At 41.3% G+C, this 21,930-nt stretch carries 15 protein-coding genes; 5 read left to right on the top strand and 10 right to left on the bottom strand.

Going from position 1 to position 21,930, the window contains the following annotated elements; translation table 11 throughout:
- Positions 1 to 85: 85 nt before the first annotated feature.
- Complete coding sequence (locus WDB87_RS14185; RefSeq protein ID WP_337850220.1) at positions 86 to 1,243, bottom strand: benzoate/H(+) symporter BenE family transporter; 1,158 nt, start codon at positions 1,241 to 1,243, stop codon at positions 86 to 88.
- A 375-nt stretch (positions 1,244 to 1,618) separates the two neighbouring features.
- Between WDB87_RS14185 and WDB87_RS14180 the strand changes: the two genes are divergently transcribed.
- Together WDB87_RS14180 and WDB87_RS14175 are read left to right on the top strand one after the other, a co-directional pair.
- On the top strand, positions 1,619 to 2,335 hold the full coding sequence (locus WDB87_RS14180) for a hypothetical protein (RefSeq protein WP_337850219.1): 717 nt from the start codon (positions 1,619 to 1,621) through the stop codon (positions 2,333 to 2,335).
- 56 nt (positions 2,336 to 2,391) lie between these two features.
- The gene (locus tag WDB87_RS14175; protein WP_055016617.1) at positions 2,392 to 3,135 is read left to right on the top strand and encodes a zinc-dependent metalloprotease family protein; all 744 of its coding nucleotides are present in this window, start codon (positions 2,392 to 2,394) and stop codon (positions 3,133 to 3,135) included.
- Positions 3,136 to 3,179: 44 nt separating this feature from the next.
- Here WDB87_RS14175 and WDB87_RS14170 read toward each other — a convergent pair whose 3' ends face one another.
- Positions 3,180 to 4,400 (bottom strand): alkaline phosphatase family protein, encoded by a 1,221-nt coding sequence (locus WDB87_RS14170; protein ID WP_337850218.1) that lies wholly within the window; start codon positions 4,398 to 4,400, stop codon positions 3,180 to 3,182.
- A gap of 122 nt (positions 4,401 to 4,522) precedes the next feature.
- On the opposite strand from WDB87_RS14170, the gene dgt reads away from it, so the two are divergent.
- Entirely contained in the window at positions 4,523 to 5,986 is a 1,464-nt protein-coding gene (gene dgt, locus WDB87_RS14165) for a dGTPase (RefSeq protein ID WP_337850217.1), read from the top strand.
- A 184-nt stretch (positions 5,987 to 6,170) separates the two neighbouring features.
- Positions 6,171 to 7,799: a cell surface protein gene (locus tag WDB87_RS14160; RefSeq protein ID WP_337850216.1), complete on the top strand. Its 1,629-nt coding sequence runs from the start codon at positions 6,171 to 6,173 to the stop codon at positions 7,797 to 7,799.
- Positions 7,800 to 8,063: 264 nt separating this feature from the next.
- On the opposite strand, the gene WDB87_RS14155 is transcribed toward WDB87_RS14160, so the two are convergent.
- The 6 genes from WDB87_RS14155 to WDB87_RS14130 form a co-directional block, all read right to left on the bottom strand.
- Positions 8,064 to 8,627: a hypothetical protein gene (locus tag WDB87_RS14155; RefSeq protein WP_337850215.1), complete on the bottom strand. Its 564-nt coding sequence runs from the start codon at positions 8,625 to 8,627 to the stop codon at positions 8,064 to 8,066.
- A 929-nt stretch (positions 8,628 to 9,556) separates the two neighbouring features.
- Positions 9,557 to 10,945 carry a HipA domain-containing protein gene (locus WDB87_RS14150; protein ID WP_337850214.1) on the bottom strand — a complete coding sequence of 463 codons (1,389 nt, stop codon included), beginning with the start codon at positions 10,943 to 10,945 and terminating at the stop codon, positions 9,557 to 9,559.
- A complete protein-coding gene (locus WDB87_RS14145; RefSeq protein ID WP_337850213.1) occupies positions 10,929 to 11,255 on the bottom strand; it encodes a helix-turn-helix domain-containing protein in 327 nt (108 codons plus the stop codon). The genes WDB87_RS14150 and WDB87_RS14145 overlap by 17 nt, the downstream gene beginning before the upstream one ends.
- A 234-nt stretch (positions 11,256 to 11,489) precedes the next feature.
- Positions 11,490 to 11,639: a hypothetical protein gene (locus WDB87_RS14140; RefSeq protein WP_337850212.1), complete on the bottom strand. Its 150-nt coding sequence runs from the start codon at positions 11,637 to 11,639 to the stop codon at positions 11,490 to 11,492.
- A gap of 241 nt (positions 11,640 to 11,880) precedes the next feature.
- Complete coding sequence (locus WDB87_RS14135; protein ID WP_337850211.1) at positions 11,881 to 13,014, bottom strand: DUF1570 domain-containing protein; 1,134 nt, start codon at positions 13,012 to 13,014, stop codon at positions 11,881 to 11,883.
- Positions 13,015 to 13,016: 2 nt separating this feature from the next.
- Positions 13,017 to 13,490 carry a hypothetical protein gene (locus WDB87_RS14130; RefSeq protein WP_337850210.1) on the bottom strand — a complete coding sequence of 158 codons (474 nt, stop codon included), beginning with the start codon at positions 13,488 to 13,490 and terminating at the stop codon, positions 13,017 to 13,019.
- A 725-nt stretch (positions 13,491 to 14,215) separates the two neighbouring features.
- Between WDB87_RS14130 and WDB87_RS14125 the strand changes: the two genes are divergently transcribed.
- Positions 14,216 to 17,368 carry a DUF3427 domain-containing protein gene (locus WDB87_RS14125; protein WP_337850209.1) on the top strand — a complete coding sequence of 1,051 codons (3,153 nt, stop codon included), beginning with the start codon at positions 14,216 to 14,218 and terminating at the stop codon, positions 17,366 to 17,368.
- A gap of 405 nt (positions 17,369 to 17,773) precedes the next feature.
- Here the strand turns inward: WDB87_RS14125 and WDB87_RS14120 are convergent, their stop codons facing one another.
- A complete protein-coding gene (locus WDB87_RS14120) occupies positions 17,774 to 19,768 on the bottom strand; it encodes a hypothetical protein (protein ID WP_337850208.1) in 1,995 nt (664 codons plus the stop codon).
- Positions 19,761 to 21,599, bottom strand: coding sequence for an RNA-directed DNA polymerase (locus WDB87_RS14115; protein ID WP_337850207.1), 1,839 nt, complete (start codon positions 21,597 to 21,599; stop codon positions 19,761 to 19,763). The genes WDB87_RS14120 and WDB87_RS14115 overlap by 8 nt, the downstream gene beginning before the upstream one ends.
- Positions 21,600 to 21,930: the final 331 nt, after the last annotated feature.

Genomic DNA, 21,930 nt, shown 5'->3' with positions numbered 1-21,930 from the left:
GACGTCTACAAGCGCGATATAAAATCGCGGCTACGGCTTACATTCCACGCCAGTGTAAAATTTAATCTTGTAGACGCGCATTGCTTTAACCTTTACGAGTGATCATCAGCGTACACACCCCAGCAATAATTCCCCAAAATGCAGAACCCACCGACAGCATAGTTAAGTCAGATGCAGTTACCAAAAACGTCACTATTGCCGCCTCGGTATATTGGGCTGAACTCAACGCTTGTTGCAAGCTGTTAGCAATGGTGCCAAACAATGCAATACCCGCTAAGGCTAAAATTAATTCTTGCGGTAAACTTGCCACTAAGCCAACAAGCGTTGCCGCACAAAGCGCCATAACAATATAAAATACGCCTGCGGCAATACTTGCCCAATAGCGTTTATCGGGGCTTTTATCGGCCTCGTCGCTCATACAAATAGCGGCGGTAATAGCGGCTAAATTAATAGAGTACGTACCAAACGGAGCCGTTAAAATATTAATAAAACCGGTTACATTAAGTGTAGCTGAGATAGGCGCTTTATAATTATGAGCCTTTAATACAGCAATACCTGGTAAGTTTTGTGAGGTCATGGTCACTATATAAAGTGGTAAGCCAATACTTATACACGCTTGCAAATTAAACACTGGCGCTATGTATGTAAACTCGCTTATTTTCCAATGAATGGCGCCAGTATCAATATGGCCCATTTGCCAGGCCAGTAGCACGCCTGCAATTAATACGCTTAGCATGGCAAAACGCGCAAAAAAACGTTTTCCTAAAAAATACATAAGCACCATCAAGCCTATAACCAGGGGTAGCTCATTCATAAAATTAAATACATCTATACCAAAGGTGACCAATACGCCTGCCAGCATGGCACAGGCAAGTTCGCTTGGAATACGGTTCATTATTTTTTCAAACCAACCGGTAACCCCCGACACAAAAACCAAGGTAGCGGCAAACATAAATGCACCAATGGCTTCACCTAAATGGTAGCCCTGCGCGCTGGAAATAAGTAACGCCGCCCCGGTGGTAGACCACGCAATTAAAACCGGTACTTTATAATAATACGACAACCCAATCGTGGTTATGCCCATTACCAGCCCTAGCATTAAAAGCCAGCTTGCAACTAAATCGGGCGTGCCGCCAAGGGTTATAACAACTTGATAAATAAGCGCAATGGAACTTGAAAAACCAATAATAACAGCCACTAACCCAGCGGTTGCTCGATTAAGCAGCTGATCGGAAAACGTCATAAAATCCCTCTTAAATTTAGATTTTTAAGCCCACAACATACGTTGCCTATTTATGCTTTGCAATTAGCGCTTACGCTATTAAGCGTGAAAAAAATTCATTATTTTAAAATTTTTTTTAAAATAAAGGTCACACCTTTCATTGCTAAATTAAAAACAAAAATAATTATCCGCTTACGCTTGCACACCGCTAAAACCCTGTAAAAACCCATCCTTTAAACTCAAAAAACAAAACCTATTATAGGTAAATTCTTTATTTACAACCATTTACAATACAAATAATTAATACTTTTGCACTACCAACACTAACTTGATCTAATTCTCCATATGATATAAAACATAACAATTAGTTAACTAAAAAACCCATAAGAGAAACAAATGAAACGCGCTCTTTTAATAATTGTTGCCCTTGGACTATCTGCATTTGCCATTTATAAGCTGTTATTTAATACCGAAAAACCTCAGCAAGTAACGGCGTCCGTTGCAGTGGATATAGTGCCCGTTGACTCTCAATTTGCAGCAAATAAAAAAGCACCGCAGCCTATAGATATGAGTAAAGATCCTGTTAACGTGCAGCCTAAAACGATTGAGGCACCCGCGCAAAGCAGCCAATTTGAAGCCATTAACAAGGTATCAGCAAAAGCCAAAGAGGTACTTACCAACGCCAAGGTGCTACCAAGCGATTTAAACAACGAAGCCTACATAGAGTTTGACCTAAACACGTTGCAAGCGCTTGAAACTGGCGACTCATTTGATATTTCAATTCCGCAAACTGCCGAAACCTACAGCGCCGAAATTACTTCACTATCAGAGGCTAGCAATGGCGATAAAAGCATATTTGGTCAAGTAATAGGTGCCAATGGCCAACTACACACCACGGTAATGACCGTAGGAAACGATGCAATTTATGGGCAATTTACCGCACCTAGCGGCAATTACGTTTTTGAAAGTAAAGGTAAATATGGCTGGATAGCAGCAAAACGTGATTTATATAAAAGCCACATAGAGCATCACGTAGATGCGCCCACACCAAAAACAGATAAAACCATAGATATGTTTGCCCCAAAAAAAACTGAACAACCCAACACGCAGTAACCCAACTAAATCAGCAGTAAAACTTCCAACCACTACATAAGTAAGGAAATACAAAAATGAAAAAACTAATCACTACGGCAGCCATTGCCAGCGCACTATTTGCAACCAGTGCAGCACAGGCAGTAACGATTGATATTGGTATTTTATATACCGACCAATCGGCCGCAGCTACGAGTAATATAAATACCAAAATAAACCAGCTGATCGCATTTAGTAACCAGGTTTATAGCCAAAATGGGGTAGACATTACGCTGCGTTTAGCCGGCACAGAAAACCTAGGCGATTACGCAATTACACCGTCTGAAGATTGGTTAGATGCAGTGACTAACAGCAGCTACGTAGATGGTTTACGCACTAGCTGGAAAGCCGACATGGTGGCTGTGCTTGGTACCGGCCAAAGTGCGGGCAATGGTTTAATCTCGTGTGGTTTAGCTTGGGTTGGCCAAGGTACAAACGGTAATTTATACAGCTCAATGAGCGACCGCATGTACTCAATTACGGCTATTGATTGTGGCGCAACTACGTTTGTACACGAGCTGGGCCACAACCAAGGCTTAGCGCACTCACGCAAACAAGGTGACACCTCAGGCGGTGTGTATGTTGATGGTATGGGTCATGGCGTGCAAAACGAGTTTGCCAGCATTATGGCCTACCCGCATGTTTACGGTAGCGCAACACAGTACGATTACTTCTCTAACCCTAATTGGAGCGTAAATGGCTTAGCTTTTGGTGTAACTGGCCAAGCGTACGCTATTCGTACCGTTACCGATACAAAAACAAGTATCGCTAATTTTAAATAAGCCAAGTTAGCCTTATTCCCTTTAGAGCGCCTTGGCGCTCTTTTTTAATGCACTACTATTTTTTGCTTAATAGCTGGCATAAGTGTTTTACCATCGCCATCTACTTTATTTAACAGCTTAAGCCCCATTACTTTTGCAAGTACAGGGTAAATATCAAGATTGCTTACTTTTTCAAGGCTTAGCCCTTGTTTAAAAGCAGGCCCTACCGCAATGAACGTAGCCGCCATATCATCGGTATAGGCATAGCCATGTGTACCTAAGTACATCGCTTTGCCCTCATTAGTAAACACAGCAGGTGCATTCGTTTGCGCAACAATGTCCCCTACACGCGTACCTTTATTGTAATGATAATCCGCCAATTGCTGGTCATTTAACACCGTATATCGGCCGTTTGCTGCGTGCTGTAATGCTTGCTTGTAAGTTGCAATTTGCGCACTGGATACCCTAGGTTTTGCATAAATAAGTAAACGCGGGCCGGTATTTTTAACTATAAAGTTATCGCTTTTAGGTAAGGTTGCAATATCAATACTTTGCTTAGGATCTACATGCGCCATACCGTGATCAGACACAATAACAAGGTTAATATCTTGCTCTAATTTACTCAAACGTGCTTGCAGTTGCCCCATTAGTTCATCTAATTGCTTAACTGCATCGCGGGTTTGTGGTGCGTCTGGCCCAAACTCATGCCCCATGCTATCAACCAGCGAGAAATAACTTGCCACAAAACGCGGGCGCTGCGCTTTAGGTAAGCTTAGCCATTGAACTATTTGATCAACGCGGCTTTGGTAGTCACTGTATTTAGAATAATGAAAATAATAGTCGGGCGTCATACCGTTAAAGCGTGCATCAGACTCAGGCCAAAAATAAGTAGCCGACTTTAAGCCTTGCATTTTAGCTAAATTCCAAAGTGGAATGCCGCTGACCCAAGTGCTGTCGTTTTGCGCTTTCCCCATGCTATAACACTCGTTTTTACGTGCTTTGTCACAAAATTTGTTATCAACAATGCCATGATTTACCGGCAACAACCCAGTAATAATAGAAATATGATTAGGAAATGTTTTAGTTGGGTAAACAGGCATCAACTTTTGTGCGCGAACACCTTTAGCAGCCATTGCTTTTAAATTAGGCGCGCCGTGTTTTTCTATGTAATCCCAACGCATGCCATCTATTGATATAAGTACAACAGTTTGCTCTTTCGCGGCAAACGCGCTATTCGTCCCTAGAGCAAGGCAAAACAACATTACCTTTAAAATCCACAGCTTCATTTTTACTACCTTAAATGCAAAAAAATTATTTTAAAGCAAGTTGTTACTTTATGATACAAACTGCTAGATTAAACCCAGTTTATTAAATATCAATGACGCAGCGCGCTATTCACGGAGAAACCATGATCGACTTTAGTAAAAAAATAACCCCAGCGCGTATGTATCGCACCACCGCAAATTTGCAAATGGCAATGGAAAGCGACCGCGGGCGCATAATTAACAGTGCCGCTATTCGCCGCCTGCAGCAAAAAACCCAGGTTTTTCCGCTAGAGCGTAACGCAGCGGTGCGCTCGCGCTTAACTCACTCACTAGAAGTTCAGCAAGTTGGCCGTTTTATAGTACAGCGTATTTTTGCTAATTTAAGTTTTGAGCAACAAAGCGAGTTTGGCTTAAAAGGGCTAGAACGCCCGCTTGAAAGCCTAGTAGAAATGGCCTGCCTAATGCACGATATAGGCAACCCACCCTTTGGGCATTTTGGTGAAGCCGCCATAAACCACTGGTTTAATAACAATTTAGCAAGCGTTACACCTGCGCGCTGCCAAGAGCAAAATACCGGCATAGGGGTTATTTTTAAACACTTAGCGCACGATATTTGTAACTTTGAAGGCAACGCGCAAGGCATACGTATAATTCATTCATTATTGGGCTTAAACTTAACCTATTGCCAAAGTGCAGGCATTTTAAAATACACCCGCCCTGCAGGCTTAAACCCAAAAGACATACCACAAAATAAAAACTACTTAATGAAAAAAGTAGGTTACTACTACAGCGAAAAAACCTTTGTAGAGGCATTACAAAACGAGCTAGTTATAGAGCCATATTGCCGCCACCCAGCAAGTTATATTATGGAAGCTGCCGACGATATTTCGTATTGCCTAGCCGACATAGAAGACGCCGTAGAAAAAGACATAATAACCACCGAGCTGCTTTGCCAACAGTTAAAAAGTGAATATAAAAAAGCCCTAATAAACCTAACCATTGACGACACCGAGCACCTAAACTTTGTAAATAAAGCAGTTGATTACGCGCTAGAGCGCGCCAACGCGCAGCCTTATAATTTTAATAGCGAATTTTTTATTTACCTGCGTGTAGCTTTGCTTCACCCGCTTGTAAACCACGCCGCTAAGCGTTTTATAGAGCACATTGAACCTATTTACCATGGCGATTTTAACCAAGCTCTACTAGAAGATAGCAGCCACTTACACGCCGTTACTAAAACCCTAAAACAAGTTGCGCTTAAGCATGTATTTTCTCACAAAGAGGTAGAAAAACTCGAGCTACAAGGCTATCGCATAATTAACGGCCTGCTCGATTGTTATAAACCACTGCTACAACTTAATAGCGACGAATTTAAACGCGCACTCAATGGCGATTCGCGCTTATTAATCGAATCGCGGCTGATTAAAAAGCTTTCTAAAAAGCACTTAAATAGTTACCAACACGCCATTGATGCCATGCAAGAAGAGCCAGACCACTTTGCCGCTTACGAGTTTTACTACCGCTGTAGGCTCATTCAAGATTATATAAGTGGCATGACCGACCAATTTGCTTACGATGAATACCGCAGCCTAATGGTGATTGACTAACTAGGGCGTGTTGTTGGATGGTTTGTACTTATTTCACTAGGTTACAAACCTCGCGCCGCGATTTAATAGCCCCTAGATTGCACAAATTTCAATCCGCAAAAATCAACACGCCCTAAGCTATAGCCTAGATATATTTTTATTTTGCGCTTAAAATCAAACTATTGATACTTAAGTGCCGTGTTTTATGATTACCAGACTCTCTCAACTTATTTTTTGCTTTGCTTTATTTTACAGCAGCCAAAGTGCCGCCTATAACGAAGCCATGTGCATTTTAATAAAACAAGAAATGCAGCAGTACAGTAATAATAAAGCCAGCCAACAGTACCGAAAGGCCTCGCGGGATTTTAAAAGAAACTGTAATAAACCTAAGCAAGTACAAACAAAACCTATAGCGCCCCAAGTTGTTGAACAAGAGCCTGAACCGTCTGCGCTTACTCCTGAGCAAGAGCAAGCCCTGCTTGAGCAAATAAATGCAGCAGAAGAAGCCATAAAACAAAGTGCGAGCAAGGCCACAACATCTACTCAACCCGCTAACCAAATTAGCGAGCAAAACTCAGAAATTAATGAGCCTGCACCTATTAATACACAAAAAGATACACCAAGTACGCCTACAACCGAGCTTGCGCCTAACAGCAGCGAGTTAACACCCCAAGTTACCCAAACAAAAGCGCAGCCACCAGCATCTTCAACGGCTCTAAAAACAGAGCCTAAAACTGAGCAGCCAACGGTTAATACTACGCCAAAACCTGCGCCAGTAGTTATACCTGCGCCTGCCGCAGAGCCGCCAAGTTCATTACTGTTACCAAGTTTACTACTGCTTATTGTGGTATTAATTGGCGCAATGGTAGTTATACGTTTACGCCGCGCTAAGCAAAATAAGCCCGAGCCACCTATTGCTCCACCGGCTACAGCTCCAAAAAATAACAACAAAAGCGCAGCGCAAGTAGCACCACCCAAAACGGCTCCAGCCCCAAGTGATGAACTTTCAAAACCAGTTGTGCCAACGGTTTCGGCCCCGAGCGAGCCTGAGAGCCCTGATGCGCCAATAAGCGAGGCAATGCCTGCCAAGGCGCCTGCAACAGAGGTTGAGCCACAGCAAGCTAAACCAGAAGAAGATACACCAACACCTGAACCTAAAAAAGTAGCGCCAGAGCCAAACACTGCCGAGTTTGAAGCCGCCGCTAAAAACACCTTAGCGCGTATACAAAATGCAAACGGTTTTGCAGAGCCCGAAGTGAGAGAGTTTGACCCTGATGCGCCTACGGTTAAGCGCACGCGTAAGCCTCAAAGCAGTGCGGCTGAAACTCCAAAAGCAGCTCCTATTGAAGAAGTTAAACCGCAAGAGTCAACGCTTATAAACGAACCTGCCGCGCCAAGTAACCCTATAACAGAGCCAGATACCAGCGCGCACTTGCATGAGACTAATGACAATAGCGCGCTTGAGCAAACCACGTTTAATGGCGAACACGACTTTAAAGAGCCCGAAATTCGTACCTACGATCCTGATGCGCCCTTAAAAGCAAGCAAAGAAAGCGCACAAACAGCAGCTTCAGTAAAACCGGAAAACGAACCAAGGTTAGATACACCAATAAACACAGCTCACGAGGCACAACCTGCTCAATCAGCGCCAGCCCCCGAGAGTTCGCCTAAGCAAGCTGATGCAAACAACCCGTTTGCAAACCTTTCGCTAGATGAAAGCTGGGACCCAAACTCAGACAAAAAGCCCGTTATAGAGCAAAAAAAGAAAGCGCCTAAATCTCAGGCCTTAATAGATGCAGAAGAACGCGCTAAAAACATGAAAACAAAAGATTAGATAAATAATTAATAGGTAATTTAAGGGAACAAAACGTGTTGATAGCGAGGAAAAATTCGCTACTTAAAATTGCTCCTGCATTGCTCTACCCTCTGCATCCATGCAGTCGTAAACATGATTTTTTAACGCAGATAGTGACACGTTTAATATTATTACGGATTGGTATAACTGCCCTTTTAGGCTTTGTATTAAATAAAGCAATTACAAATGCGCTACAGGCACAAAAAAAGCGGCTATAAAGCCGCTGTTTGTTTAAACGTTTTTTTATTCGTGAGGCATATTTTTAATGTTTAAATCGTATTGCAAAATACCATCATTATTAACCGCCACACCCGCTAATTGCACAGAGTGATTAGCAAACTCCTCCGACGCCGATAAATCGGCTAACACGCCGGCTATGTCTTCGTGTTTTGGTTGGCCGTCGGTTGCTACAATACCCGCATTACAATCGTTTTGTTTACATTCAAAGCTATATAAAAATAATGACTTTTCAGCAAAACTACTTTGCACTTTATTTAAAAACACTTGCTCTGACTGGGCCAAATCAACCGTATTTTGTGCATTAACACCGCCTTCTAGCTCAGAGTATTCACCCACTTCTTGTGGCGTAATTACTATTTGCTCAGTAAGGGCTGCGCCGTTTTGATTAGTTGTATCGGGGTTGGTAGGCATTGCTTTTATATCTACTACCAGAGGTTGAGCAGGCTGCACAGCCGTGGTGTTAGTTATAGAGTTGGATAGGGTATTCTGAGCTAAGGTGGTCAAATCGTTTTTAAACACATACAAAGTTGCAGCAGTAACAGTGCATACAATGAGTAATTTGTTCATAATACTTCCCTCCTTTAACCAGTTTACGCAATACAATTAGGCAAAATGCTTTTTAAGTGTAGCCAATGTTAATATTATGTTTTGTTTGGGTGTGTACTGTCAATCTTTAATACTAGGTTGCGTTAATTAAATGCACAACGCAATCAATGTTAAAATTTAATGAACTACTGGTAAGCGCAGCGCACCACACTGCACCGCTGGCAACAGCTGTGCGCTCATTTTGCAACCAGCCAACACGTTATTTATTTGTAACAAACAATAAAAAGCAACTCTTTTTATGACACCACCGCAACTAAAAAGTTTACGTTTATTGTTACTAAAACTTAAATAAATTACTCAGAGTAAAAAACACAAAGAAAAGCACTAACATACAGGCGCAATTTTATACCGCGCTCATAGACGTCGAGCTTGCTCACGTTAGAAGCGCAGCTTCTCATTAATTGCACCACGAGAACACAGAGGCACTTAGCGCTACACAGAAGAAAACACAGGGATTAGTTATTCACTGCTCCTGTTCTGCTCCTTTACTTCTCTGTGGTTAATTTTGCTTGTAGACGTCGAGCTTGCTCACGTTAGAAGCGCAGCATCTCATTAATTGCACCACCTAGGACACAGAGGCACTTCGCGCTATACAGAAGAAACCTAGGGATTAGTTATTCACTGCTCATTTACTTCTCTGTGGTAAATTTCGCTTGTAGACGTCGAGCTTGCTCACGTTAGAAGCGCAGCTTCTCATTAATTGCACCACCGAGGGCACAGAGGCACTTAGCGATATACAGAGAAAACAAAGGATTAGTTATTCACTGCTCCTTTACTTCTCTGTGGTGATATAACTGTGTGATTTTTCAAGTTTGAAAAGGTAATGTTTGTGAATTAAAAAACCTGTAGTAACCGGTTTCAGCTGTGATTCTCCCACTTAAGCCTAGCGCTTAAATAAACGCTTTCATACTCGGTAATAGTTCAATCTGCTCACTCAATTTGCCAGATGCGTTATTGATTATTTTTATACATAGATCAATGTGCGTTAATTCAGCCGTAGATAAATTATTTTCTACAGCTGCTGATTTAGCCGTATCAATTGCAGCCAATACTGACTGGACTGTTTGCCCCATAAGTAGCTGCATACGCGCAAGAGAAATATTAAACTCTTCAGCAAAATCAGCTAACATATAAGCCGTAATTTCATTGCTAAAGTTGCCTGCACTTTGTGAACTATAATCACCTAACGACATTGCATAATGCCTTGAAATAGAGGGTTGCGAACCTTCTTTTGCACAATCAATACGCGTCTGTTCGATAATAGCTTCTATATTAACCAAGTCATAAAACGGTGTTAGCTCTAAACCATTTTTACCAACAAAAAAGCTAATGTTTTTACCATGGGCATCATAATTACGCACTAAAATATTAAATGTCATCCAGCGAATAAGTTGCGCCTGATAAGCTTGCTCATTCACTGTTTTAATATTAAAAAGCTTAGAAAAAGAAACCCCATCTCGAATATAAATACCATCGCCTTCATCACCGTGCTGACGCTCGTATTTATAAGAAGGGGGTAAATTGGTTGCTTGGCAACCATCAATAACATGCCGACGCAAGACTCGGTTTTGCTCTTTGACAACACGCCTATCAAAACGATCGATAACAAAAGCCCGCATTTCACCAAAGGTACGCAATTCAACGTTAGGTACATCAAGTCCAGCGCCTCTTGCCAGCAGCATAGTAAATAGCTCATTTACGGCAATAAAAGGCGCAGCACCCGTTTCAAACTTAAAGATTTTATTAGAGCATAACAGGCCTTCACCAAACCCTAGTTTGCCATCTATTTCGAGTAGATTAAGCTTATCTTGAACCCCAGCAACCGAGAGCCTGGTTCGTCCATCCCAGAGTGAAATTGGCTCGCCAGCTTGCTTAAAACGGTTCAACTTTTGGCTTAACTCATCTTTGGTTACTTCACGAAAGGAGCTTTGCTTTACAGCGTAATTACTAGCTTGAAATGATAAAGCACCTGATGTTTCTTCACCAATCACTTTGATCAAACCAAAGGTATTATTCTTAGAAATAGTAGTACTGCTAACTATTTCTTCAAGGCCCCTTCCTTCAGGTAATAAGTTTTGTAAATAATTACGTATTGCACGTGAGTCAAAATCGCCATTGAGTGGCAAGTGGGGTGAAACCGCAAAGCCATCATTTATCCACTTCGTTTCATAGGTAAATGAAATCTCATTTTCAGAGCCTATTGCCAGCGTTATCTCAGCCACTTTTTCCGATTGACCGATAAACACATCTAAACTACTTGTGTTAATACCACTGCTCATCACTCACCCCTTCATCGTTTTGGTGGTGTGATAAGTCATCACTAACAAGGCTAAACGACAGCCCTAAAAATTCCATCACTTTAAGTACATTAAAAAGTTGTACGCTAACATCGCCTTTTTCAATCTTTATCAGCGTCGGCTTTGAAATATTTAATGCTTGCGACACATCAACTAACGTTAGCTTCATACCTGTGCGTTTTGCAGTAACCGCTTTGGCTAACAGCTCTGGTGAAAAAGGCATTGAAAGTTCTGGCATTTGGGTGGGCTTAACCACTCTTCCGAGTGTTTTTTTTGCAGGGGCTTCGCTCATTTTAGTCAACTATAATTTACTTATATAACAAATTCTAGGATACCCAAACCAAAAGTCAACTTAAACTTACTTTTAGGGTGAGGAATAGATAAAGCAACTCATAAGTAAAGCAAAGCTTACTTATTAGGAGTTAAAGTAAAGCCAAACACCATAAGTAAATTTTAATTAACTTTTATCTAAAGTACGATGCTGACAAATTAAAACACTCAATCAACGAGCCAGTTTAATGCTTGTTCAGATCTCATAAATGACTACCAAATCGGTCATTAATACATTAATGATTAGTTTGGCGGTGTTTAACATGATTGCAGTATTATTTAAATAGATACGCAGTGAGTCTTGGGCGCGGCGCTCAAGTTTATCGTAGGCGCCAAGCTTGCTCACGTTAGAAGCGAAGCTTGTTATTAATTACACCACCGAGGACACAGAGGCACTTCGCGCTACACAGAAGAAACCCAGGTATTCGTTGGTCACTTCCCCTGTTATTCCCCTTTACTTCTCTGTGGTTAATTTCGCTTGTAGACGTCGAGCTTGCTCACGTTAGAAGCGCAGCTTCTCATTATTTAATAAAATAACAACGTAAAAGCCTGCTTTTAAACCAAAGCAATGCGCGTCTAACAAAAAACTAAAATTTATGTGGCTTAAATGGCATTTTTAACCATTTTGAATAATCATGATTAAATGCAGGAAACTGTTTAAATAACATCGCGTTTAATTGATCTTTCGAAAGCTTATTACAGGGATTTTTCTGCTCTGCCAGCATAATATTTTTAAGTAATATTCTGCCTGATTGGGTATCCATTAAAAAATAAATTGCAGCCCAGCTACTAGCGTAAAGCATACTACTGTCGCTTTTTTGCCACGTATCATTTAACCCCGTTAACCGATTAAGTCTAAACACGTTTCTAGTAAACTTATTATTGCGTACCCAGGTTTGATTTGGCTCTACAATAGCAGTTTGCATATTGTTATGGGTAAACTCAAAATACTCAGCGACCCCTTCATTTAACCACCTAGGCGTGTACCCTAAAACTGCTTTATTAATGGCATGTACTGCTTCGTGGACTGCCGTTCTCATGGTGTTTTGTTCGCCACTAAAATTAATAAACGCAGAGTTAGTTGCATGAAAATACATCCCTGCTGTATTTTCTGGATTGCCGCCATTGTTCCTAATAACGGCGTTATAAGCCCTACGATTAGGTAATACAGTTAAATTTAGCTTTACTTTTTTTAAGGCATGCGCACCAATAATTTGTCCATACACCTTAAATACGGTATTAAGTTTTACTTGTAGCTTTTGCCTAAATGAAGGGGGTAAATTAGGTGTGTTTAAAGTAAGGTCAAAATAATCCAGTGGCTCAGCAAAATTACTTTCGTACTTAGATACCGCAAAGTTAGGCTTAGTATCACTAAAATGCGCAACTCCCGCCTTATCGGTCCAAGTGTATATATCGCCGTTACGTTTATATTTTACCTCGCCTAAAGATATATCTGTACATTGTGTTTTATCTGCTTGAGGCGAGTGGTTCCGCGCAGGTACAAAAGAGCTGCTCGCAGGCGTTTTTTTAGAGCTTACAGGTTGTGATTTAGCTAATGGCTTACTTGGCTGAGTTACGTTTAAATCGTTGTAAATACGCTTAACTTCACCTATCGGGTCGTGATAATTAAACACTCGCCCTGTAAAATGATTAGCAATAAGCGCTGATGCAATAAGCATCACAACAAACATAAATACTATGCGAAGCTTAGTACTAAACATAGTTACGGGCGCCCCTGCCATTGGGTTTCAAATACTTGCTTTTGCGCCACTCTGTACTCGCTACACCAAACAAAATCGCTTGTTTCCATTTCTTTTTTACGACACTGCTTAGGCAGTTTATAAAATTTAGACCACGCCTCAAGCTTAGCTTTGTTTTTATAGCTGGCGCTGTGCAAGGTCATGTTTGATACCTTTTGATTAAGTAACCATTTGGTATTTACTGAACGTGAAGCATGTGGACGGTATGAGTGATTACTCTTTCTAAGTTTATTACAGTGCTTTGCCAATTGGCTAAACAACACTTTGTCGCGAGCCGTTAATCGCTCACCTTTTTTAACGCTATAACCTTGCCTAAATTCAGAGCGAATAGATTCACGCTCCTTTTTTATGCTTGCGCACTTACTTTGCGTGTAAGCCTCGCCTGCATAAGCGTATGTTGAAATAAAACTAAGCAAAACTAAAATCCATTTATTCATTATTCACTCCTTTAAATAACACCTCAAATAAGTGTACCTATTTAAGGTTAGCAGTGCATTAAATATTGCCCTGTTTTGCCTCATTAGTACTTACCGTTTAGGAAAAATTAGCCGCAGAGTTGGCTCAAGTTAAATGGTCGATGGTTAATTTCGCTTGTAGACGTCGAGCTTGCTCACGTTAGAAGCGCAGCTTCTCATTGCTTAATAATATTAACACCGTAAAAGCCCTGCTTTTATAACGCCAACAAGTTGCGCGTCTACAGGTTATATCAAAGTGTTCTGTTAAAACTCGACGTAGGCGCGAAGCTTGCTCGCGCGAAAAACGAAGCTTTTGAAATAATTTACTTATATCGCGTTGGCGATGGCAACCAAAGAGAAGTAGCCGCCGACTTCTCTTTGGAATCTCTCGGCGCCCCGAGGATCACACTATCTCCTCAATTTAAATTAATGATATGAACGTAAACGCGATGAACACACAACTTTCACATCCCTGTACGCTGCCCAGTTCGGGTATCCCTACCCTCTCGTTCAAAACTACGTTTTTCACCCATTTGTAAGCATCACTTAACGCGCATCCATGCTGCTATTACTCATCATTAATTAAATTTCGGATGTGATCACGGGGGAGTGGCCTAAGCATCAGCCTTCAATTCAATAATGAGTTAATGCTTGTTTACAATGCACTTTTAAGTAAACTAACTACTCGCTAACAGGGAGTGGTTTTAATGCAGCAAATTGGTATTTACGAGCAGTTAATTACGCAAGTAATTGAGCAAAACTTAAATCGTGATCAATTTTATGTTGGCGAACGCCAGCTTGAAACGGCCGAAGCCGCAACATGGCTTTCACGCTTTTTAGGTAAACTCGTAGAGCATGCCATTAATGCTATTCCTAACTCTAACGAGCGTTTGCAAGAACAAATCAACCTCGCAAACAGCCTTGTACTTTGGCTTAAAGATCATATTCGCGATGATGAGCTAATTAACGAAAATCTTATCGACAGCCAAGGCCGAATACTTACCGCGTTGTTTAATACCCAAAACCCCATTGCAGCCAACCTTAAAGATTACTCAAGCGATATTTTTCCGCTAACAGGGCTTACACAAAGCGAGTTATTTAGCGGTGCTAATGCGGGCATATCGCTCGAAACCGAACTAAAACGCGAGATTAAATCGTCCGACACTATTTACTGGCTGGTCTCATTTATAAAATGGACGGGGCTGCGCATTTTTAAAAATGAGCTTGAAGCGTTTACCAAAAGCGGCAATAAACTCAAAGTAATTACCACATCGTATATGGGTGCAACGGATGCTAAAGCAGTTGACTTTTTAGCCAACCTACCAAATACAGAGGTAAAGCTAAGCTACAACAACCAGCAAGAACGCCTACACGCAAAGTCATACTTGTTTATGCGTAATACAGGTTTTCATACCGGTTATATTGGCTCCTCTAATTTATCGCACTCGGCGCTTACCAGCGGCCTTGAGTGGAACTTAAAAATTACCGCCCAAGAAATACCGCACATCATAGCCAAAACCAAAAGTACCTTTGAAACCTATTGGCAATCGCCAGATTTCGAGTTGTTTACTGGCAAAGCTGAATGTAAAGAAAAGCTCATTAATTCACTTAACGAGCAACGCGGTGTTGGCCAAGCAAGCAGCCAGTTTTATTTTGATATAACACCAAAAACACATCAGCTCGCCATTTTAGAAAAACTAAGCGTTGAGCGCAGCGTGCATAATCGCTTTAAAAATTTAGTGGTTGCTGCAACGGGCACGGGTAAAACAATCATATCGGCGTTCGACTTTAAAACCGTTTACGATAAAAATCCAAACGCACACTTTTTGTTTGTAGCCCACCGTGAAGAAATACTCAAACAAGCGCAGAGCGCTTATCGTGGCGTGCTTAAAAATAACGACTTTGGCGAGCTGTGGGTAGGTAACTATAAACCACAACGCTACAACCAATTATTTGCATCAATCCAAACATTAAACAGCCAAATTGAATCGCTAAAACTAACCCACGATTACTACGACTACATAGTAATAGACGAAGTACATCACGTAAGCGCTGCAAGTTACCGCGCTATATTAAATCACTTTACGCCCACTATATTACTTGGCTTAACCGCCACACCTGAGCGCCAAGATGGCGCAAATATACTCGATGATTTTTGCGGCGTAATAGCCGCCGAAATTCGCTTGCCAGAGGCAATCAACCAGCGCCATTTATGCCCATTTCAATATTTTGGATTAGATGACGACACCGACCTAAGCCAAATAACATGGCGCGGCGGCCGTTACGATATAAGCGAGCTAAGTAACCTTTATACAGGGGAGAACAGCCGCGCTAACAAAATTATATCCAGCCTTGCTGATATAGTTACCAATGTTCACGCTATTAAAGCACTGGCGTTTTGTGTAAGCCAAAAACACGCTGAATTTATGGCTAAAAAGTTTAACTTAGCAGGCATAAACGCCGACGTACTGACCAGTAAAAACACCAATGAGCGCGCGGCCAAACAACAAGCGCTGCGCCAAGGCGAAATACAAATACTTTGCGTGGTTGATATTTTTAACGAAGGGGTCGATATCCCAGAGGTCGATACTCTGTTATTTTTACGCCCAACCGAAAGCCTAACGCTGTTTTTACAGCAACTCGGCCGTGGCCTACGCCTGCCCGACAACAGCCAAAAGCAGTGCTGTACCGTACTCGATTTTGTAGGCAATGCTCGCCCAGAGTACGACTTTGCCAGTAAGTTTCGCGCGCTTATAGGTAAAAGTAACCAACCAATAAAAACCGAGATTGAAAACAACTTCCCGCATTTACCGCTAGGTTGCCGCATTGAGCTACAAAAGCGCACTCAACAAACAATATTAAAAAATATTCAGCAAGCTATAAACTCTAAACGCCGTTTACAACAGCTGATAAATAGCTATTCGCAGCATACCAATGACACGCTAACGCTAAGTAACTTTTTACGTATAAACCCACAAGTCACGCTTGAAGATATATACAAACCAAAAGATAAAAAGCTCGGCGGCTGGCACTGGCTAAAAGGCGATGAAATACCAACAGAACAGGCCGATATTTATGCCGCGTATTACCGCGCAATCAACACCCAATTACTCGGCTGCGACTCGCTCAGTTACTTATGCTTTTTACGTGACTTATGTAATAACGACTTTAGCTTTACCCCAACACCACAAAACCAACAGTACGCGCTTATGGCGCATTACAACTTTTGGGATACCACTGGCACAAGTTTAGACTTTAAAACGCTCGAACAAAGCTTACAAGCACTTAAACACAAAGAGCTTCAGCACGAACTTGCTCAAGTAATTACGCTATTAATAAACCGTATTCACCAGCAAGAAAGTGATTTAGCGTGCCTACCTAATCATGCAATAAAATTACATAGCCGCTACACGCGACAACAAATACTTGCAGCTTTTGGCGCACACTCATTTGATAAAAAATCGACCGCTCGAGAAGGCGTTTTAGAATTTAAAAACCAAAACCTAGAGCTACTATTCGTAACACTCAACAAGTGTGAAAAAACCTACTCGCCCACCACGCTGTATCACGACTACGCAATCAGCCCCACCCTGTTTCATTGGCAAACGCAAAACAGCGCCCGCCCAGAACATGGCCGTGGCCTAAGTTACATACAACACCAAAAAACAGGCAAAACCATCCTGTTATTTGTCCGCGAGCAAGGCAAAGATGAAAACGGCCGAACCATGGGGTTTGTAAACTACGGCGAGGTTAAATACCAAAGCCACAACAGCAGCCAGCCGATGAATATAACGTGGGAGTTAACCAACCCCATGCCAAGTGAAATGTGGCATGAGGCGGGGAAGTTGGCGGTTGGATAATGGATATGAATTTAATAGCTTGAATGCTATGTGCCTAATCTACTAATAGGCTTATCAATACTATTTCTAATAGCTGGCGGGTAAGTACCAGAAGCAGATATAGCCTAAGTACATTATGAACGTTGTAAAACGTGATCCCATGACTCTTGCTTTTTTAACTGGAGTAGTACTTTACGAACGTTCTAACAGCTGTATTTTATGAGTAAGCTCTTTGTTACTTACATTATTGTATGGTACCTACTGAGTCGGATAACTCGTTCAAGTGCTTTCTATCACACGACTATACAAAATAAATTGGACAACCATTATTAAATACTTTTAGCGCAAAAAACCTAGCTTTGATCGTTACAAATAAAAATGACTGCCCATTTGACGTTTAGAAGACAATGATGGGGACCGCTCTATCTAGATCCCCGCAGGTTTAGCTTTAGTTTCTATCTTACTGCGCATCCCTTCACCAACTTTATCTCTCCTGAAATCAAACATATTCATCTCAAAGGTATTAATTGAAACCTGATCATTGCCATGTACATGGGCAATAAGACGCTTGTGTGGTTGCTTGTAAGGTGCTTTTGCAAACGAACCGCCAAACTCCCCTGAATTTAATAATACGACATGCTGGTACATGTGATAGTGAAGCGCCTCCACCATTGAATCAAAAGTATTTACATCTTGATTAAGAGCACTAACCAAATAAGCATTTGATTTATCACGCAAGTCTGCGCTTAAGGCAATATCTGTGGCGTCATAACAAATAGAACCAGTTAAAACGAAACCCTTTTCACCTTTAAAGGCTGGATGTACTAGCTCAAGTAGTAATTGATATGGACGCCAAGGTTGAATTTTACCTTTTTCATCAGCCATCATATTTTGCTTGCCCTGCAAACGTATCATTTCTCGCTGATTTGACTGATGCTTCGTGGGTACAATCCAGACTGCGCAATTATTTGGGCCTTTAACTCCATCTTGCTCAATAAAACCAAGACCAGCAAATACTATGGCCTTAGTCTTTCTTGACAAAGCTACCAACACATCTAAATCGTCATTGTTGATCGCAAGCTCAGGCCAAACGATAAGGTCCGCACGTTGTTTTTTTTCTTTTTCATTAGTGTTTTGTGCTTCGAGATGCTTCAGAACTAACTCAGCAACAGATGCGATATGTTTTCTGTGCTTCGAACGATATTTAAAATCAGCCAACATTATGCCGAATTTAGAAAAATCCTTTTTCAACGGCATTTTCGACTGCACCATCACCACAGATAACGCTTTTTTATCTTTTGACCAGTCTAAAGCCTGCTTCTCAAGCAAGCTTGGCATACCAGATAGCGTGCAATACGCTTCTTTCAATAGCTTTAATCGCTCATCGACCAACTTAGTCACCACCTCTACAGACCATAATGAAGGCCATTTATATCCATGATCATTGACGCTAATTCCCGGCCATTTCAACAATTTCGAAATTAAACCCGTTATCCAACCTGACACTTGCGCTCCCACTCCTGATATAGATTCAGGAGTAGTCATTAAGCCTAGCTGTCTTTTATAAGCACTTGTTCGAATACCTCTATAACCCGCTTTCGCATCAAAGGTTTGACCAAAAGAAGTCCAGTCTTGACCGCCAACTAATACAGCTCGTATAAACTCACCCAAAGACCTTAAAAATACAATGTCTGCTTCAACTTCAGAACTAAAGTTTTCCCAAGTTTGGTCTAACTTACCTTTGAGCTTGAATGCAAAAGTAAGCTCAAGCTCTGCATCAAAAGCTTCTTTCTTAACTATGGTGGAAAAATGTAAAAACTTAACCTTTGTAGCAGCAAGATCAATTGTGTGTTCACCGTTGTTCTTCAATTGTTCAACGTTTGCTAAAGCAGCTTGCATCAATTTTAACGCCATCACCTCATTAGCGAATGGATTATCATCTCGAAGAATTAGTCGTAACAGACTTATATTCTCCTTGATCTGATCAAGAGACTTAGCTAAAGGTTTAACTTCAAGACACAGCGACTCATTTAAATCCTTTGCAACTTCGCTTAATTGCCAAGTTTGCTTTACACCTCTGGCATGACGAATCAAAGTCGTTACCAATTGTTTATCTTGCTTGGCAAGTAAAGTGAGGCATTCTTCAAAAGATGCCTGCTGTTTTATTTTTTCAATTAGACATGACGTTGCACGAATAAAACATTTACTCATGTCATTAATCTGGCTCGCCATTAAAATTGCAGCAGCCAAACCTTGCCCTGTAATATTCTCAGGCAGTGTAATTTCTCTAAAGCCTCGGTTGAGCTTAGAAATCAAATCAAACTTCTCATCACTGCTTTTTTGTTCAAGCTTGGTATCGCCTCGAACCAGTAATAGGAAACGGGCCTGTTCTTTTAGTAAATCGAAATTATCACTAGGCATAATTGGCCGCCGAATGTTGAAGTAACTCAAAAAACTCATCCACATTGGCATGAGCAGGAATTGCCAAAGAGTCTTTTTTGTGAATCACAGTGGCAGCATGACGGAAAACCTCTGATAGACAGTATCTTGCCACAGCTTGTTGTTTGGGCTCATTTTCTCGCAACATTAACGCTTCAAGCTGCTGTAAAACAGGCTCAAGCAACTTAGTCGAAGGGAAAAGCTCTAATCCTTTTTTAAGCAATAAAACCAATGCCGGATCGTAACTCCAGCAAGCAATAAAGCGTCTAGCAATACGCTCTTGCAAATAATCCCAATCTCCTGGCTGTAACTGGCCGTTTTCATCAGGCTCTTGTGTAGTAAAGTGCCGCATTTCGTTTAGCACCTTTACCAACTTGTTTGCCGCAAAGCGCTTCAATGTATCTTCCCGCACATCAAAACGTTGATTTTCGATATTGGCGAGTAAATTAACGGGAAAACCATTTTCTTTAGATTTAACTAACACTTTATTTGATAGTGACAACAGAGACTCTAGTTGACCTAATTGATTTTCTGCTTCATCAAAAGAAATTGGACCACTTAATCGGCTTTGAATTTCTTCTAAGTTCTTGGAAAGGCCAACTTTACGGCCATGAAAAATTTCTACCTTAGTTTTTTCACTGTTTAGTTTAAGATTTAACTGTTCCCAGCAGTCTAGGTTCTCAACTAATATGTTAACGGCCTCAGTCACTACGCTTATGCGGTTTTTGTTGTCAAAGCTTTTAGGTCCTACGACCACCAAACGAATATCGTCAACATAGCGACAATAATCGACCAGTCGCAAGTTGCTATTTGAGAAGCACTTACCGATATACTCTTGAAATTGATCATCAAAATCAAGCATGTATACATTAGATAAGAAACCTGCAGCAACTAGACCTTGTGGCAGGCCTTTTGGTGCGGAAGGTACTTCATTTGATTTGCAAAGCTCCTCGTATGCATTAGCCGCATTTTTAGTCCATGCCCATTGTTCAAATGCAGCCAGCAAATGATCTAAACACTTATAATCACCGTCTAGGTCTTGGCGTCCGCTTAGCTTATTGATCTTTTTGATTAGCCATTCACGCTTGATCAAATCAAAGAACTTAGACAAATCAAGCTCTATTAGGTAAACACGCTCATCTGGTGATATTTCACCAAGCTGCTGCGTTGCAAAGTAGTAAGGCCGCTCTAAAAAACGCCGATAATCAACAAAGTACTTACTGTAGATTGTCGTCGCACCATAACTATGATTGGCTTGCCCATCGTCTCGGTATTGACAATATAAACGATTTCCATAACTCACTACTCCTTTTTCATGCACGTCACTAAAAGGCACTTCAGGATTGCCTTGAGCTGTTTCAACTTTATTTGCTAACCCCATCATAAGTAGAGTCATCATCGACTGTTCACGAATAGGTATGTGTGCCAACGGCCTTATATTCAAAGGTGATTCTGAGTTGTTCTTCTTGTGATCAGGTTTAGGTTGCCAGATTAAGTTGTGGTCTTTAGGCGTTTCCGGTTCGCCAATAGCGTCAAAAATCTCGGCTTCGACAAACTCCCATTGATAAGTTTTAGGGGCTGGCACCAATTCAAGTTTTGAAAATTCAATCGGCTGAGCAAGACTTGTAACCCATTGGTCACAGTGGTCAACCAAATTAAGCGCAGACAAGTCTAGCTCAAAATTATCGGCATACCAGTTAGTGGTGCGAATATATTGGTGACTCTTTTTCCATGCTAATGCCATGAGAAGCGGATCGCCTAAATACTCATCTGCAAGCGATATTTCCTCATATTTTTTATCAATCACTGGCATAGATATTCCTTATAGTTTCAACAAACTCACAGAATGTCGAATGCCACTCCTGTGTAACGGGTAATCCTATTTTTCCATTTTTTCTAACCACAATACTTCCTCAAACACTGAGCTTCCAAGACACCTAATGCTTCAAGAACTGGTGCTGCTTGCAGCATCCGAGTTACTTGATTTGTTAGCTTTACATTCTCCGTCACTTGATGAGATAAACTCCCGCCTGCATTTATAAACACCAATCGACCAGCACACGTCAATTCCCCGTGATCACACCTGAAACTTAGTTAATGATGAGTAATTTACAGCATGGATGCTGTACAAAGCGTAGCTTGGC

It is taken from the genome of Pseudoalteromonas sp. C12FD-1 (assembly GCF_037414265.1).
In the GTDB taxonomy this organism is placed as follows: domain Bacteria; phylum Pseudomonadota; class Gammaproteobacteria; order Enterobacterales; family Alteromonadaceae; genus Pseudoalteromonas.
The sequence above is the reverse complement of the archived record's forward strand: the minus strand, read 5'-3'. Positions and strand labels throughout refer to the sequence as shown.

Bases quoted from the DNA above. Each gene is read 5' to 3' on its own strand.
- WDB87_RS14185 (WP_337850220.1), bottom strand. From the start codon at position 1,243: ATGACGTTTTCCGATCAGCTGCTTAATCGAGCAACCGCTGGGTTAGTG.
- WDB87_RS14180 (WP_337850219.1), top strand. From the start codon at position 1,619: ATGAAACGCGCTCTTTTAATAATTGTTGCCCTTGGACTATCTGCATTT.
- WDB87_RS14175 (WP_055016617.1), top strand. From the start codon at position 2,392: ATGAAAAAACTAATCACTACGGCAGCCATTGCCAGCGCACTATTTGCA.
- WDB87_RS14170 (WP_337850218.1), bottom strand. From the start codon at position 4,400: ATGAAGCTGTGGATTTTAAAGGTAATGTTGTTTTGCCTTGCTCTAGGG.
- dgt (WP_337850217.1), top strand. From the start codon at position 4,523: ATGATCGACTTTAGTAAAAAAATAACCCCAGCGCGTATGTATCGCACC.
- WDB87_RS14160 (WP_337850216.1), top strand. From the start codon at position 6,171: ATGATTACCAGACTCTCTCAACTTATTTTTTGCTTTGCTTTATTTTAC.
- WDB87_RS14155 (WP_337850215.1), bottom strand. From the start codon at position 8,627: ATGAACAAATTACTCATTGTATGCACTGTTACTGCTGCAACTTTGTAT.
- WDB87_RS14150 (WP_337850214.1), bottom strand. From the start codon at position 10,945: ATGAGCAGTGGTATTAACACAAGTAGTTTAGATGTGTTTATCGGTCAA.
- WDB87_RS14145 (WP_337850213.1), bottom strand. From the start codon at position 11,255: ATGAGCGAAGCCCCTGCAAAAAAAACACTCGGAAGAGTGGTTAAGCCC.
- WDB87_RS14135 (WP_337850211.1), bottom strand. From the start codon at position 13,014: ATGTTTAGTACTAAGCTTCGCATAGTATTTATGTTTGTTGTGATGCTT.
- WDB87_RS14130 (WP_337850210.1), bottom strand. From the start codon at position 13,490: ATGAATAAATGGATTTTAGTTTTGCTTAGTTTTATTTCAACATACGCT.
- WDB87_RS14125 (WP_337850209.1), top strand. From the start codon at position 14,216: ATGCAGCAAATTGGTATTTACGAGCAGTTAATTACGCAAGTAATTGAG.
- WDB87_RS14120 (WP_337850208.1), bottom strand. From the start codon at position 19,768: ATGCCTAGTGATAATTTCGATTTACTAAAAGAACAGGCCCGTTTCCTA.
- WDB87_RS14115 (WP_337850207.1), bottom strand. From the start codon at position 21,599: ATGCCAGTGATTGATAAAAAATATGAGGAAATATCGCTTGCAGATGAG.